We start from the raw sequence: 13,911 nt of genomic DNA on the forward strand, positions 1-13,911 counted from the left end.
GGCATGCAAGGCGCCTCGCATCGTTCGCGGGGTTGAAGTGGTAGGTAGGCGTGTCGATATGAAATTGCTGCTTGTAGATGGCCCGTGAGCACCGCTCTTTCGGAGGATCGGCTACTTCGACCAGTTCTTCAACGCCCTTCTTGTACTCAATCAGCTCCTGTTGCACCCAAGCGCGCAGCTGCTGCGCCGTCGGGCTGAGGTCGGATTTTTCGGGGTCCCACGAGAAGTAGATGCCGACGTCAACGTCATACTCCTCGCCGAGGTGGACCGGCTTGATGAGCGTGCCGTACTTGTACGACCCCTGCAGCCAGGTAGAGATGGGATAGCCCCAGGCCGTTAACCGCGCCTTAAGGTGATCGGCCATCGCATTCCACTGATCCTGCAGAAACTGCCGCTGCTCTGGCGTTGGTGTCACACGCGAGTAGAGCGTCTGCTCAGCTCCGCCGTTGAACAGTCGAGCTGCTTTCCCCATATCGGCCTCCCTGCCGTATTTTTCCTGAGCTTATCGGCTTAATCCCGCTTCCGGCCGCGCCTCAAACGCGACCGTGCACAGCTGCAAACCGAGCCCCGAGGCAATCAGCGCCGGCGGCATCGTGGAACGGTTGGTCCGAGCGACCATATCAGCCTAGCTGAGCTTGCCCCGGTCGGCGCATGGATGACTGGGATGCGGTTATTACCGGTCGCAAGACGCGCGGCGCCCACCGACCGCGAACGCTGCAAAGCCGACGTACCCCTCCATTGATTTCCTGACTGCTGCCGGTGCTCACCATCGCGATGGCGTGCATCTTCACGACCAGTGGAATACGCGGGTGGCCGAGCTATGAAGCTTGCAGCCGCTCGGCCAAGCGCCTCCCCGCACGTATGCCTTGGTCCTCAAAGTTCACGTTCACAACGACCTGGACCTCAAATGCCTTTTCGGCAATCTCTTCGGTTCGAGCAGCTATCTGCGCGAGCTCCGCATCGCTGTACTCGTAGTTGAACCGCTCGGACGCTGCCTTCAGACCTTTGGCCTCCCAGGTGTCCTCGTTGTTCCCATGCAGACGAACTAAGGCCAAGTCGGGTGTCGTCACGGCCCAGACGCCATGCGCGAAATTGCCCACCTGAGGGCCATCGACGATGACATGGGTAACGCCCAGAGCCTCCTCCCAGGCGAGCGTCTGCTCTGCCCTGCCTTCGCCTCCGAATCAACTCGTGTTGCGAAACTCAACGGCGAGCCGGAAGTCCCCCATACGGGCCACGCACTCTTCTACATGAGCGCGCCACTCGTGGGCGCTAGTGACCCACGGGGCGAACTGAAAATGGACGGCTCGGAGCTTGCCGGCCGCCTTGAGAGGCTCGATGGCCTCCTTGAATCGCTTCCAAACCTCATCAACGATGACAGGCGGTAGGTCTGCGTAGTAGTGATTCTTGCGCCTTCCGGTAAGCGCTGGCAGTTCCGTCTTGATGTCCGGCGGGAAGACCTCAGGGGGCGTTTGGTGGCCGGTGAGGAGCCTGAACGATTTGATGTTGAACCGGAAGTCCTCCGGCGTCCTCTCAGCCCACAGCGCTGAGTTCGCTGGCGTCGGTAATGCGAAGAAGCTGGAGTCAACCTCGACCATCGGGAATTGCGAGGCGTAGTACCGGAGCCGCTTTTCGGGTGTCGAGCATCCGCGTGGGTAGAACCTCTTTGTCTTGATGAGGGAAGGGTCGCTCCAAGAGGCCATGCCGATTGCGACGTTCCGGCGAGAGCCCACCAGACCCAACGTCCGGTCGTCGGGGATCGGCGCTTCAATCTCATCAAACAGGTCGTTCATGCCGTGCTCCTCACCGCGAAGGGCAAGCTGCGTTCCAGATGCGTCTCTCCCCCAAAAGGGGGATGCATTGGGGGGTGGAGAGGGGCGTATCCCCCGGCGCTCCCCCTTGGGGGTGATGGCATCGTCACAGGCGGAAGCCGAGACTGCGTCATCAACACCGGAGAGCGACATGCAGACCATCACGACCCGCACGGCCTCGCTGCTCGAGCGCATGCCTCGTTGGTTCACGATACAAGCGGTGGCAGCCCTGAAGGTCGAACATGTCGAGGGAGAGGCCCGGCGCAAAGCGGAGGCAGCCGATCGACGCCGCAGACTCGGTGACAGCAACCGCGAGTTGGAGTTCTTGTGTGCCATTGAGGTCGCGGAGTCGGACTTTGGCGAGTGGCTCGACACGGTGGCAGCCTTCAGCGCGAAGTGAGCCTATCTGCCCCCTTAGGGATGCGGCTCCCGTACATCAACCAACCGGCTACGCCGCAGCGGCAAGCTCCTGCCAGCGAAGTTCGAGCGACGATTTGTCGCTGACCAACTCCGCTTCCCGGGCCTCACGCGCACGGCGGGCCCTCAGGGACTCCTCGCGAATGGTCTTCAGTTCGGGATTTGTCGCGATGAGCCGCTGCGCTTCGCGAATGCCCGGCGCGAACTGGGGGCTCGACCTCAATTTGTGCATCAGGAACTCGCCATGGCGTTCGGGCCAGACGCGCCACCAAGCCACGATGCTCGTCGGGTCGTTGAGGTCCAGCAGCATGCGGTTCTCCTTAAGCCGACCGTCTGTGCAGGTTCCGCCGGGCGTTTCTCACGACCGACTTGTAACCGGCTCGACAGGTCCATGGGCTCGATGGTACTGTATAAAACAACAGCATACCCACCATGAACCTGCAGCACCCCTCCCAAAACACGGCCGCCGATTTCGCGGAGCCGCTGCCTGCCCACGTAGAGGCAGCTCTGTGGCGAGGAGGCGAGCTAAGGCCGCCCCCAACGGCGGTCTACGCCAGCGGATGGACGGAACTCGACGCGGAGCTTCCCGGAGGCGGCTGGCCAGGCTTGTGCGTCACCGAACTGCTTGTCGCCCAGCCGGGCATCCTCGAGTGGCGCCTGCTTGGGCCAGCGCTCAAGCCCATCGTTGCCAGGGGCGGCGAAGTTGCCGTCGTCGGGCCTGCGCGGCCGCCGGGGATGGCCGGTCTGGTTCAAGACGGCATCAACCCAGACACGTTCTGGCGCTACAACGTGGACGAGCCCGCGCGCCGGCTATGGGTGACCGAGCAGATGCTCAAGTCAAACGGCTGCGACGTGCTCCTGGCCTGGCTGCCGCAGGTTCGTAGCGAGCAACTTCGTCGCCTGCAGACCTGCGCCACCGGCTTTGAGGGCCTGTGCATTCTCGTCCGACCGGCTCACGTTCTGCGCGATTCCTCCGCTGCACCACTGCGCGTCAGCGCGACATTGGGACCAGACTGGGACTTGCGAGTCCGCATCGCGAAGCGCCGGGGTCCAACCCACGACCAAGACCTGCTACTGCCCGCGTTCTCCGGCGGCATCGCCAACGTACTGACCCCAGAGCTGCTGCAACCAAGCAGGCTCGACGACCAACCGATTCCCTCCGAGGTGCCCCATGCTGTGGGCAGCACTCAGAACGCCGCCAGCGCCCGACACACCGCCTCCCACTGATGTACAGCGCCACCTTGCCAACTGGGCCCTGCAGTTCACACCGCGGGTCGCCCTTCTGGAAGAAGCCGTTGTCATGGAGGTCGCGGCGTCCGTGCGCCTGTTCGGCGGCAAGCGATCCCTTCGCGACAGGGTCGTTGCCGAGTCCAGGGAACTGGGCTGTACTGGCGTCGCGTGGGCAGACAACAGCTTTGCGGCGCTGTGCCTGGCGCGAGCAGGCATCGAGAACGGGTTCAAACGGCCGCTGCCCGAGCTGCTCGACGGGCTTCGCCTCCATGTCCTGACGGCGACCCATCCGCACGCCACCGCTCTGAGCCATCTGGGTTGTGAAGTGCTGGGCGACCTGAGGAGGTTGCCGAGGGGTGGCCTGTCGCTTCGCTTTGGCGATGGCTTGGTTGTGGCCCTGGACCTTGCATATGGAGGTCGAACAAAGGGCCACGCTTGGGTTGAGCCGCCCGAGCAGTTCTCGGCACGGCTTGAGTTCTTGTCTCGGGTCGAGCTGGCTCAGGCCCTGCTTCAGGGCGCCAGTAGGTTGCTGCAGCAGCTCGGCTGGTGGCTTTCCGCTCGGCATGCCGGTGTCACGGCTATCACGTTCGAATGGGCGCACGACGTCATGCGAGCCCGGCACGTCGAAGCGACTGGTTCGCTGACGATTCGGACGGCCGAACCGACAAGAAACATCGAGCACCTTGAAGGCCTGCTCGCAGAGCACCTGGCTCACGTGGTCCTCGAGGCCCCCGCTGGCGAGGTCATGCTGACGGCCGACGAGTACGTCCTCCTTGAGGAGACGAGCGCCTCGTTTCTTCCGGACGTCGTCAACCGCAAGCAATCTCGTGCGCTGCTGCGAGAGCGCGTCGCCGCACGCATCGGGCCAGAGAACGTCCAACGGCCGGTGTTGCTCGAGGACCATCGAACGGAATGGACGCAGCACTGGCTCCCGATGGACAAGGAGCCGCCCAAGCGCAAGGCCGCGAGCCCGTCGTTCCCGGCTCCTACGTGCGTGCTCGACACGCCGGTACCACTTGCTGTCCGCAACCGTCGTCCGTATTTCCAAGGGCCGCTGAAGTTGTTGCTCGGTCCGCACCTCGCGGAAGGCGGCTGGTGGCACCGGACCGGAGAAGGCGCTGAACAGAAACACTTGCATGTTCGGCGCGATTACTACGTCGCGATGAGCACCCACGCCGGCGTGCTGTGGATATTCCAGGAAGGCCAGGAGAAGTGGTTTCTTCATGGGAGCTTCTCATGACTGGGCATGACGGCCAGCTCGACGGCGAACTGCAGTACGCGGAGCTTCGTTGCCTCACGAACTACACATTCCTCACCGGTGCGAGCCATCCGCACGAGCTCGTTGAGCGCGCCAAGGAGCTGAAGTACGAAGCCCTTGCCATCACGGATGAGTGCTCGCTCGCTGGCGTGGTTCGGGCTCACGTTGCGGCGAAGGAGGCGGGACTCAAGCTACTCATCGGCGCGCAGTTCCGCGTTCAGTGCGATTCGCCATTCACGCTGGTGGTGCTGGCTCAGGACCGGCTGGGCTACGGCAACCTCTGTGAGTTCATCACCGAACTGCGCCGAGCGTCGCCCAAGGGCACCTACAGACTGACGCTCGACGCCATCCGGCCAGCGGCTCTCGACAACTGCGTCGTCATCGCTTGCCCGGAGCGCACATGCGATGCCAGCCAGGTTGAAGCGGTGGCGGCCTGGCTGCTCTTTTCGTTCCTCGGGCGGTGCTGGTTGGGCGTCGAGCAGCTCCGTCAGCTTGACGACGCGATGTGGCTGCACAAGCTCCGGCGTGCGAGCGCGGAGACCGAGGTTCCGCTCGTTGCCGTCGGCGACGTTCACATGCATGTCCGCTCACGGAAGGCGGTGCAAGACGTCATCACTGCCGTCCGCCTCGGCAAGCCGATGACGGAGTGCGGCTATGCGCTACAGCTGAACGGGGAGCGCCACCTTCGAACCAAGTTTCGGCTGTCCGTCACTTTTCCGCCGGAGCTGCTGCGCGAGACGCTGCGGGTGGCCGAGCAGTGCACGTTTTCGCTCGATGAGTTGAAGTACTGCTACCCGGCGGAGGTGGTACCGGAAGGTGAGACTCCCGTCGACTATCTGCGGCGTCTGACGTACGAAGGCGCCGGGACCAGGTGGCCCAACGGCGCTCCTGCGAAAGTACAGGGCCTGATCGAGCACGAGCTGGCGCTGATCGAGGAACTGCACTACGAGCACTACTTCCTCACCGTCGCGGACATCGTTCGCTTTGCCCGCAGCCGGAACATCCTGTGCCAAGGCCGCGGCTCGGCCGCGAACAGCGTCGTTTGCTACTGCCTGCACATCACCGAGGTCGACCCGGAACGGATGAACGTGCTGTTCGAGCGCTTCATCAGCCGAGAACGCAACGAAGCGCCAGACATCGACGTCGACTTTGAGAACGCCCGTCGTGAAGAGGTCATCCAATACCTCTACGAACGCTACGGTCGGCACCGCGCCGCGCTCACCGCCACCGTCATCAGCTACCGCTCGCGCTCGGCGTTCAAGGACGTGGCCAAGGCGCTCGGGTGCTCGGTTGACGAAGCTGATGCGATGGCCAAGGCGAACCAGTGGTGGGACGACCCTGACGCGCCGAAGGCAAGGTTCGAGCAGATGGGTCTGGACATGCAGGACCTGCGCATTCAACAGTTGTTCAAAGTCACTGGCGAGCTGCGCGGTTTCCCTCGGCACTTGTCGCAGCACACTGGCGGATTCGTTCTCACCGGCGAGCCGTTGTCGCGGACAGTGCCCATCGAGAACGCCTCGATGAAGGACCGGACCGTCATCCAGTGGGACAAGGATGACCTTGACGCCCTGAACATTTTGAAGGTCGACGTGCTCGCACTCGGCATGATGACCGCGATTCGGATGGCGCTTGAGTTCGTTGGCCAAGTGAAGGGCTATGACTTCGCGGTGCAAGACATCCCGGCCGAATGCCCTGAGGTCTACAAAATGCTGTCAAAGGGGGACTCGGTTGGCACCTTTCAGGTGGAGTCGCGCGCTCAGCGGTCCATGCTCCCCCGGCTTAAACCGCAGTGCTACGAAGACCTGGTCATTGAGGTTGCGCTCGTGCGGCCAGGGCCGATCGTCGGTAACGCCGTCCATCCGTACCTCGACCGCCGCGCCGGCCGCGTGCCGGTGACGTACCAGAACGAGGCGTTGAAGGCGGCCCTAGAGCGGACGCTCGGAGTGGTCATCTTTCAGGAGCAGGTCATGCAAATTGCCATGATTGCCGCTGGCTTTACGCCCGGGGAGGCGGACCAGCTTCGTCGCGCGATGGCGGCCTGGAAAAAAAAGGGCGGGCTCGAACAGTACCGCGACAAGCTGGTTAACGGAATGACGGCGCGCGGATACGAGCCCTCGTTTGCCGAGACGATTTTTCAGCAGGTGAAGGGGTTTGCTTCGTACGGCTTCCCGGAGTCGCACGCCGCTAGCTTCGCGCTGCTCGTCTACATCAGCTCCTGGCTCAAGCGGTGGCACCCGGCCGAGTTCCTCGCTGGCCTTTTGAACGCCTCGCCRCTGGGCTTTTATACCGAGGGCGAGCTCATCCAGGATGCCATCCGGCATGGCGTTGAAGTTCGACCCGCGGACGTCCTCTACAGCTACTACGACAGCACGCTCGAGGACATCGATACCAAGCCCGCCGTGCGGCTGGGCCTGCGTCTTATCAACGGCATGCGGGAGGACGTGGCGCAGCGCATCGTCGCCGCGAAGGCGGAGGCGCCGTTCTTGAGCGCTGAGGACTTGTGCTTGCGTGCACGACTCGACACGCCGGTCATGAAGCGCTTGGCGGGCGGCGACGCGCTCCAGAGTCTCAGCGGAAACCGGCGTCAGCAGATGTGGGACGCGGCTGGCCTCGGTACACAGCCAGAGTTGCTGTCGGATGCGCCCATTCGAGAGGCATTTCTCCAGTTCGTCGCAGCGCCTGAGGGCCACGACGTAGTCCACGACTACCGATCGCTTGGCTTCACTCTTCGCACACATCCACTGAAACTGCTGCGGCCGCGGCTCGACGGACTGAACCTCGGGCTTCGCAGTTTTGGTCAGCTGGAGCAGTGCCGCGATGGCACGAAAGTGCGGACCTGCGGTCTGGTTAAGCGGCGCCAGCAGCCGGAGACCGCCAGCGGCGTGACCTTCGTGTCGCTCGAGGACGAGGATGGCGACATTCAGGTCGTGGTTTGGAAGACGCTTCGGGATGCTCAGGAGTTGGTGCTGCTGGATTCGCGGCTGATGGCTGTGGAGGGCGTCTGGCAGTCGCGAGACGGCGTCACGGCACTGGTGGCGCACAAGATGCGCGACTGGACCGAGATGCTTGGCCGGCTGCGCGAGTCGGCGACGAGCAGGGACTTCAGGTAGCTAATGCGCACGAGCCGCCATGTCGGCGCTACAGTTCTTTGCGGCCTCGATGGCCAGAGGCGAAAGAGGGAGCACCATGAACGTGAACTCAGTGCTTGCGGTGGTGGGCACGCTTGTTTTTGCGGCTTCCGCCAGCGCGCAGTCGTCGAAGGAGTACGCCGTCATGGGCCGCACAACTTGGGCGGCGTTCGAGTGCTCCGTGCTGGCGTCAAAGATGAGGGACCAACCTGAGCAAGAACGGTTGTTCAACACCGGCTACAGAGCCGGGCTGGCCTTCATCGCTGCCGCCCAGGCCAAGAAGGTTGAGCGGGCCGACCTGTCCTCGGAAGTTCCACTTGGCCTCCTGCTCTTGTTGCWGGGACCGACGCCGGATTTCATGCTGGGTCGTGTGTTTGAGGCGGCCCAGGACGAAGCGCTGAAGGGCATCCAAAAGTCAGCGGACCAAGTCAACCCGGACGACGTTCAACGGACGCTGGCGCAGTCGAAGTTCGGGAAGCAGAACTGCCGCTTGATCGGGAACGGTCGGTAAGTACGGGGGCATACCGGTAAATTCCGCATGCCCAACTCGAACACTGCACTCCAACAACACCGCCGCATCGGCAGCCTGCTGCACCGCATGGCCTGCCGCGCTATCCGGTCAGGTACGTGCGCGACGGTGACCTTGAAGCGCAGCTTTTGATGCATATTCCGACGCGACCTGAGCACCAGGTCTAGCGTCTTCTGGGCACGGAATCCGGCGCCTGATGAGCACCTTGTCCGGAGGTGTCGCGCAGGGCAGCCTGTCCGGCGACTTGACCACTCGATCCAGTGCCAAATGGGGAGATGCTGGCCGCCTTAGGCTGGACAGGCTGGTTGCTGCCGCTCGGCTTCATCAGCCGTGGGGCAGCAATGTGCCCAAAGCCGAAATTGATCGGGTGGCCGCAGGAGGCTGGCTGCGGCCGCTCGTATTCCAGCGGCTGCGCGGCAGCAACGTGCCCAAAGCAGACCTCGGTCGAACTGCCAGCAATACGCCCACGGTTTAGTGCGACTTCAGCGTACCGGCTTGCGCGAAACGCCCAGATCACTAGACTGGCTGCCATGTATTCGATCCCTCACACCGTTGCCCAGCACTGCGCTCCGCGCGCCGCGGCGGCGAATGGCGCGCGCCTGCTGGTCAGGCACGTCGTCGTGAAACGGCGAACGCATCAGCCGGTCGCACATCACTGAGCCCGGCGATCACCTTCCACTATTTGCGCAACTTCAGATCGCCGGGCCACTAAGCCCGCGCGACCGCGCGTGTCCGCATTGGATGCGCGCATGGCTGAAGGACCGCGTCATGGAAGTGATGAGCCTTGAGCGCACGCTCACTGAACTGGACCACGTTCGCCTGTTGAACCTGATGCGCCGCGAGGCGCAGGCGGAAGACATCGCAGCCGCTGACGTCATGCACGACGTGCTCGCCGACTGCGACGTCGTGCCCTCCCGCAAGGTCGATCCTGACGTCGTGACGATGGGCTCCAAGCTCTTGCTGCAAGAGCCGCGCACCGGCCAGCAGCACGCCCTCACGCTGTGTTACCCCGCCGATGCCGAGCCCGCCGTGGGCCGCGTGTCGGTGCTGTCGCCAGTGGGCAGTGCCCTGCTCGGCTTGCGTGTCGGCAGCACCGCGCGCTGGCTGACGCCGGACGGCGAGCCGAAGGCGGCGTACCTGATGGCCATCCTTTTCCAGCCCGAGTCGAACGGCGACTACGCGATGTAGATGTGAGGCGCAGCGCGCGCCGTCCTTCGACGACCTCTTGCGATGAAAGGCATCCCATGACGAAGTTCAACAACATCTTGGTTGCGACCGACTTTTCCGTCGACGGCAACAACGCCGTGCGGCGTGCCGCGCTGCTGGCGCATACCCACAGCGCGCGGCTACACATCCTTCACGTGCTCAAGCCCGCAGGAATCCGGCCGCTGCGCGAATGGCTTTTGCCGATGATCAACCTCGACCTGAAGGCCGCGCTCGCACGCGCTGCGCTGCGTCGCGTGGCCGTCGAGATCACGGGCGCCTACGACGTCAAGACGAAGGTCGAAGTCCAGATCGGCGATCCGCTGATCGTGCTGACGAAGGCATCCGAGGGCGCGGACCTCGTGGTGCTCGGGCGCCGCGGCCATCGCCGGCTGGAGAGCCTGCTCGTGGGCAGGACGGTTGACCGCATGCTGCGCATCTCGAGGCGGCCGGTGCTGATTGTCAAGCGGCCCGCCGTCGAGCCCTACCGGCACTTGCTGATGCCGATGGACTTCACGAGTGGCTCCGACGCCGCAGTGCAGACGGGCGCCTATCTCGCGGTCGACGCCCGCCGCCATGTCATCCATGCAACGGACAGTTATGTAGAGTCGATGCTGAGACGCGCCGGCGTGGCGGAAGCGACCATCGCTAGTGTGCGCACGCGAGCCGAGGCCGGTGTGATAGCGCGCATGCGGCGCAGCCTCGGCAGGCTCGGCGCGGACCGCAACCGCACCACCTTCTCGGTCACCCGCGGCCCGGCGCATTTGGTGGCGCTCGAAAGCGCCCGGGCGCTGGGTGTCGACCTCATCGTCGCCGGCAAGAATGGCCAGTCGACCTTCGGCTTCATGCTGGGCAGCGTCAGCAGCAGCGTGCTCGAGGACGCCGACTGCGACATGCTGATCGTGCCGCGGCCGCGCAGTGCGCCGCCGGTTGCGGGCGCCGCGCTCGCCGGCCCGCCCGCAGATGCGCCCTGGCTGCACAAGGCACCCAGCTTTTCCGCGCAAAAGGCGTCCTGACTGGCCGCACGGGAGCGCGCGAAGGGAAACCGTCCGTAGACTGCGGCGATGTCCCTTCTTGTGCTGCTCCTGCTGCCCTTCATCGGCAGCGCCGTCGCCGCGGTGCTGCCGACCAGCGCGCGCAACGTCGAGTCGCTGTGGGCAGGGCTGGTGGCGCTGTGCGTGGCCGTGCCGCTGGCGCTGATGTACCCGGAGGTGCGGGATGTGGGCGTCGTGGTCGAGCGATGGGCCTGGCTGCCTTCGCTCGGCCTCGATCTCGTCGTGCGCATCGACGGTTTCGCATGGATGTTCGCGATGCTCGTCACCGGCATGGGCGTGCTGGTGGTGATGTATGCGCGCTACTACCTCTCGCCCGAGGACCCGGCCGCGCGCTTCTATGCGCTGCTGCTGGGCTTCATGGGCTCGATGCTGGGCGTGGTGGTGTCGGGCAACCTGTTGCAGCTGGTGCTGTTCTGGGAGCTCACCAGCGTCTTTTCCTTCCTGCTGATCGGCTACTGGCATCACCGCCAGGATGCCCGCCGTGGCGCGCGCATGGCGTTCACCGTCACGGCCACCGGGGGCCTCGCGTTGATGGCCGGCGTGCTGCTGCTGGGGCACATCGTCGGCAGCTACGACCTGGACCGCGTGCTGGCGGCTGGCGACCTTGTCCGCGGCCATGCGCTGTATCCGTTGACGCTGGGTTTGATCCTGCTCGGCGCCCTCACCAAGAGCGCGCAGTTCCCCTTCCACTTCTGGCTGCCGCATGCGATGGCGGCRCCAACGCCGGTGTCGGCCTACCTGCACTCAGCCACGATGGTGAAGGCCGGCGTGTTCCTTCTGGCAAGGCTGTGGCCGGTGCTGGCGGGCACGGACGAATGGTTCTGGCTCGTTGGCGGGGCGGGACTGGTCACGCTGCTGCTCGGCGCTTATGCGGCAATGTTCCAGAACGACCTCAAGGGCCTGCTCGCCTATTCGACGATCAGCCACCTCGGCCTCATCACGCTGCTGCTGGGGCTGAACAGCCCACTGGCCGCGGTGGCCGCGGTCTTTCACATGATGAACCACGCCACCTTCAAGGCGTCGCTGTTCATGTCGGTGGGAATCATCGACCACGAGACCGGCTCGCGTGACATGCGCCGGCTGGACGGCCTCTTCCGCTCCATGCCCATCACGGGCACGCTGGCCATCGTGGCCTGCGGCGCGATGGCCGGCGTGCCGCTGCTCAACGGCTTCCTGTCCAAGGAGATGTTCTTCGCCGAGACGGTGTTCATCACCTCGCACCCCTGGGTGGAGCTCGGCCTGCCACTGGCGGCCACGCTGGCCGGTGTGTTCGCCGTCGTCTATTCGCTGCGCTTCGGGCACGACGTTTTCTTCGGCCCGCCCGCCGAGGGGCTGCCGCGGCGGCCGCACGAGCCCGTGCACTGGATGCGCGTGCCGGTGGAACTGCTGGTGCTGGCCTGCGTGGTAGTGGGCACCACGCCGGGCTGGTCGGTCGGCCCGTTGCTCGCCATGGCGGCGCTGCCGGTCGTGGGCGGCACGTTGCCGGCCTACGACCTGGCCGTGTGGCACGGCTTCAACACACCGCTGGTGATGAGCCTGCTGGCGATGGTCGGCGGCATCGCGATCTACGCGCGCTTCGCGAAGCGCTTCAAGCGGCGCGAGCTGAGGCGCACCCCCGGCATTCACATGTTTGACGGCAAACGCCTGTTCGAGCGCAGCCTCGCCGTGGCCACGGCGTCGTCGCGCCAGGCGCTGCGCCGCATCAGCACACGGCGCCTGCAACCGCAGCTGCTGTGGATGCTGGTCATCGCCGGCGCCACGGCGCTCGGCTCGGCCCTCGTCGTGCCATTGGCCTGGGGCGACCGCGCGCGCGTCCCTGCCACGCCGGAGTTCGTCGTCCTGTGGCTCATCGGCGCAACCGCGGCCATCGGTGCGGCCTGGCAGGCCAAGTTCCACCGCCTCGCGGCGCTGGCGCTGCTGGGCATCGTCGGGCTGGTGATGTGCCTCACCTTCGCCTGGTTCTCCGCGCCCGACCTCGCGTTGACGCAGCTCGCCGTGGAGGTGGTGACGACCGTCCTCTTTCTGCTCGGCCTGCGCTGGCTGCCCAAGCGGCTGGCGCAGGACGACCCGCTCACGCGCCGCCGTGCCCGCTGGCGGCGCAGCCGCGACTTCATCCTGGCGCTGCTGATCGGCGCGGGCCTGGCCGCGCTGTCGTACGCCATGTTGACCCGCCAGGCGCCGCAGAGCATCGCGCCCTTCTTCATCGAGCGTGCGCTGCCCGAAGGCGGCGGCACCAACGTCGTCAACGTCATGCTCGTCGACTTTCGCGGCTTCGACACGCTGGGTGAGATCACCGTGCTCGGCATCGTCGGCCTGACGGTCTATGCGCTGCTGCGGCGCTTCCGGCCACCCCGCGAGGTGATCGAGGCGCCGCCGCAGCAGCGCGCGATGGCCGTGTCTGATGCGGATGATTTCACCGACCGCCCCGACACCAGCAACGCCGCCGAAAGCTATCTGCTCGTGCCGGCCGTGCTGGTGCAGCTGCTGCTGCCGGTGGCCGCCGTGGTCGCCTTCCATCTCTTCATGCGCGGCCACAACGAACCGGGCGGCGGCTTCGTCGCGGGGCTCGTGATGGCCATCGCCTTCATCGCCCAATACATGGTGAGCGGCACGCGCTGGGTGGAGTCGCGGCTGCCGCTGCAACCGCCGCGCTGGATCGCGGGCGGGCTGCTGCTGGCCGTGGCTACGGGGCTCGGCGCCATCGCGGTCGGCCATCCATTCCTGACCACGCACACGGCGCATGTCACCGTGCCCGCCATCGGCCTCGTGCACCTGCCAAGCGCCGCGCTGTTCGACCTCGGCGTGTTCGCCGTGGTGGTGGGCTCCACGCTGCTGTTGCTGACGGCGCTCGCCCACCAGTCGCTGCGCGTGCGCAGGCCGGTCGCGGCGCCCCAGGTTGGCGAGGAGGGCGGCTGATGGAAATCGTCATCTCCCTGGTCATCGGCGTGCTCGCCAGCGCGGGCGTGTGGCTGCTGCTGCGGCCGCGGACCTTCCAGGTGCTGGTCGGCCTGTCGCTGCTGGCCTACGCCGTCAACCTCTTCATCTTCAGCGTGGGCAGCCTGTCGATTGACAAGGAGCCCATCGTCAAGCCCGGCCGCACGCCGGACCTGCACCAGTACACCGACCCGCTGCCGCAGTCGCTCGTCCTGACGGCCATCGTCATCGGCTTCGCGACCACGGCGCTGTTCCTCGTCGTGCTGCTGGCCCTGCGCGGGCTGAGCGGCGGTGACCACGTCGACGGCGAAGAGGAGCGCCCGTGACCGCGTTGCTCGACCTGCTG

The 13,911-nt window shown here is 65.3% G+C and carries 12 protein-coding genes and 1 pseudogene; 10 read left to right on the plus strand and 3 right to left on the minus strand.

Features of this window, described 5'->3' with window-relative positions:
* Positions 1–472, minus strand: a 472-nt coding sequence (locus ACXRVZ_RS19600) for a cyclic GMP-AMP synthase DncV-like nucleotidyltransferase (RefSeq protein WP_458232728.1), incomplete at its 3' end; no start/stop codon positions are given.
* 346 nt (positions 473–818) lie between these two features.
* Positions 819–2,006, minus strand: a pseudogene (locus ACXRVZ_RS19605) (DUF72 domain-containing protein).
* On the opposite strand from ACXRVZ_RS19605, the gene ACXRVZ_RS19610 reads away from it, so the two are divergent.
* Positions 1,963–2,211 carry a hypothetical protein gene (locus ACXRVZ_RS19610; protein ID WP_458232729.1) on the plus strand — a complete coding sequence of 83 codons (249 nt, stop codon included), beginning with the start codon at positions 1,963–1,965 and terminating at the stop codon, positions 2,209–2,211. The pseudogene ACXRVZ_RS19605 and the gene ACXRVZ_RS19610 overlap by 44 nt on opposite strands.
* Before the next feature lie 48 nt (positions 2,212–2,259).
* Here the strand turns inward: ACXRVZ_RS19610 and ACXRVZ_RS19615 are convergent, their stop codons facing one another.
* A complete protein-coding gene (locus tag ACXRVZ_RS19615) occupies positions 2,260–2,538 on the minus strand; it encodes a hypothetical protein (protein WP_458232730.1) in 279 nt (92 codons plus the stop codon).
* Between the two features lie 122 nt (positions 2,539–2,660).
* Between ACXRVZ_RS19615 and imuA the strand changes: the two genes are divergently transcribed.
* From imuA to ACXRVZ_RS19660, 9 genes are all read left to right on the plus strand, one after another.
* A complete protein-coding gene (gene imuA / locus ACXRVZ_RS19620; RefSeq protein ID WP_458232731.1) occupies positions 2,661–3,455 on the plus strand; it encodes a translesion DNA synthesis-associated protein ImuA in 795 nt (264 codons plus the stop codon).
* Positions 3,400–4,698, plus strand: coding sequence for a Y-family DNA polymerase (locus ACXRVZ_RS19625; protein WP_458232732.1), 1,299 nt, complete (start codon positions 3,400–3,402; stop codon positions 4,696–4,698). The genes imuA and ACXRVZ_RS19625 overlap by 56 nt, the downstream gene beginning before the upstream one ends.
* On the plus strand, positions 4,695–7,826 hold the full coding sequence (locus tag ACXRVZ_RS19630; RefSeq protein WP_458232733.1) for an error-prone DNA polymerase: 3,132 nt from the start codon (positions 4,695–4,697) through the stop codon (positions 7,824–7,826). The genes ACXRVZ_RS19625 and ACXRVZ_RS19630 overlap by 4 nt, the downstream gene beginning before the upstream one ends.
* A 76-nt stretch (positions 7,827–7,902) precedes the next feature.
* Complete coding sequence (locus ACXRVZ_RS19635; RefSeq protein WP_458232734.1) at positions 7,903–8,355, plus strand: hypothetical protein; 453 nt, start codon at positions 7,903–7,905, stop codon at positions 8,353–8,355.
* Positions 8,356–8,569: 214 nt separating this feature from the next.
* Positions 8,570–8,848, plus strand: coding sequence for a hypothetical protein (locus ACXRVZ_RS19640; protein ID WP_457425934.1), 279 nt, complete (start codon positions 8,570–8,572; stop codon positions 8,846–8,848).
* Between the two features lie 266 nt (positions 8,849–9,114).
* Positions 9,115–9,561 carry a GreA/GreB family elongation factor gene (locus ACXRVZ_RS19645; RefSeq protein ID WP_457425932.1) on the plus strand — a complete coding sequence of 149 codons (447 nt, stop codon included), beginning with the start codon at positions 9,115–9,117 and terminating at the stop codon, positions 9,559–9,561.
* Positions 9,562–9,617: 56 nt separating this feature from the next.
* Positions 9,618–10,592 (plus strand): universal stress protein, encoded by a 975-nt coding sequence (locus ACXRVZ_RS19650; protein WP_458232735.1) that lies wholly within the window; start codon positions 9,618–9,620, stop codon positions 10,590–10,592.
* 48 nt (positions 10,593–10,640) lie between these two features.
* Positions 10,641–13,547: a monovalent cation/H+ antiporter subunit A gene (locus tag ACXRVZ_RS19655; RefSeq protein ID WP_457425928.1), complete on the plus strand. Its 2,907-nt coding sequence runs from the start codon at positions 10,641–10,643 to the stop codon at positions 13,545–13,547.
* Positions 13,547–13,891 carry a Na+/H+ antiporter subunit C gene (locus ACXRVZ_RS19660; protein ID WP_457425926.1) on the plus strand — a complete coding sequence of 115 codons (345 nt, stop codon included), beginning with the start codon at positions 13,547–13,549 and terminating at the stop codon, positions 13,889–13,891. The genes ACXRVZ_RS19655 and ACXRVZ_RS19660 overlap by 1 nt, the downstream gene beginning before the upstream one ends.
* The last annotated feature ends 20 nt before the right edge of the window (positions 13,892–13,911 follow it).

Source organism: Roseateles sp. P5_E8, from assembly GCF_054177665.1.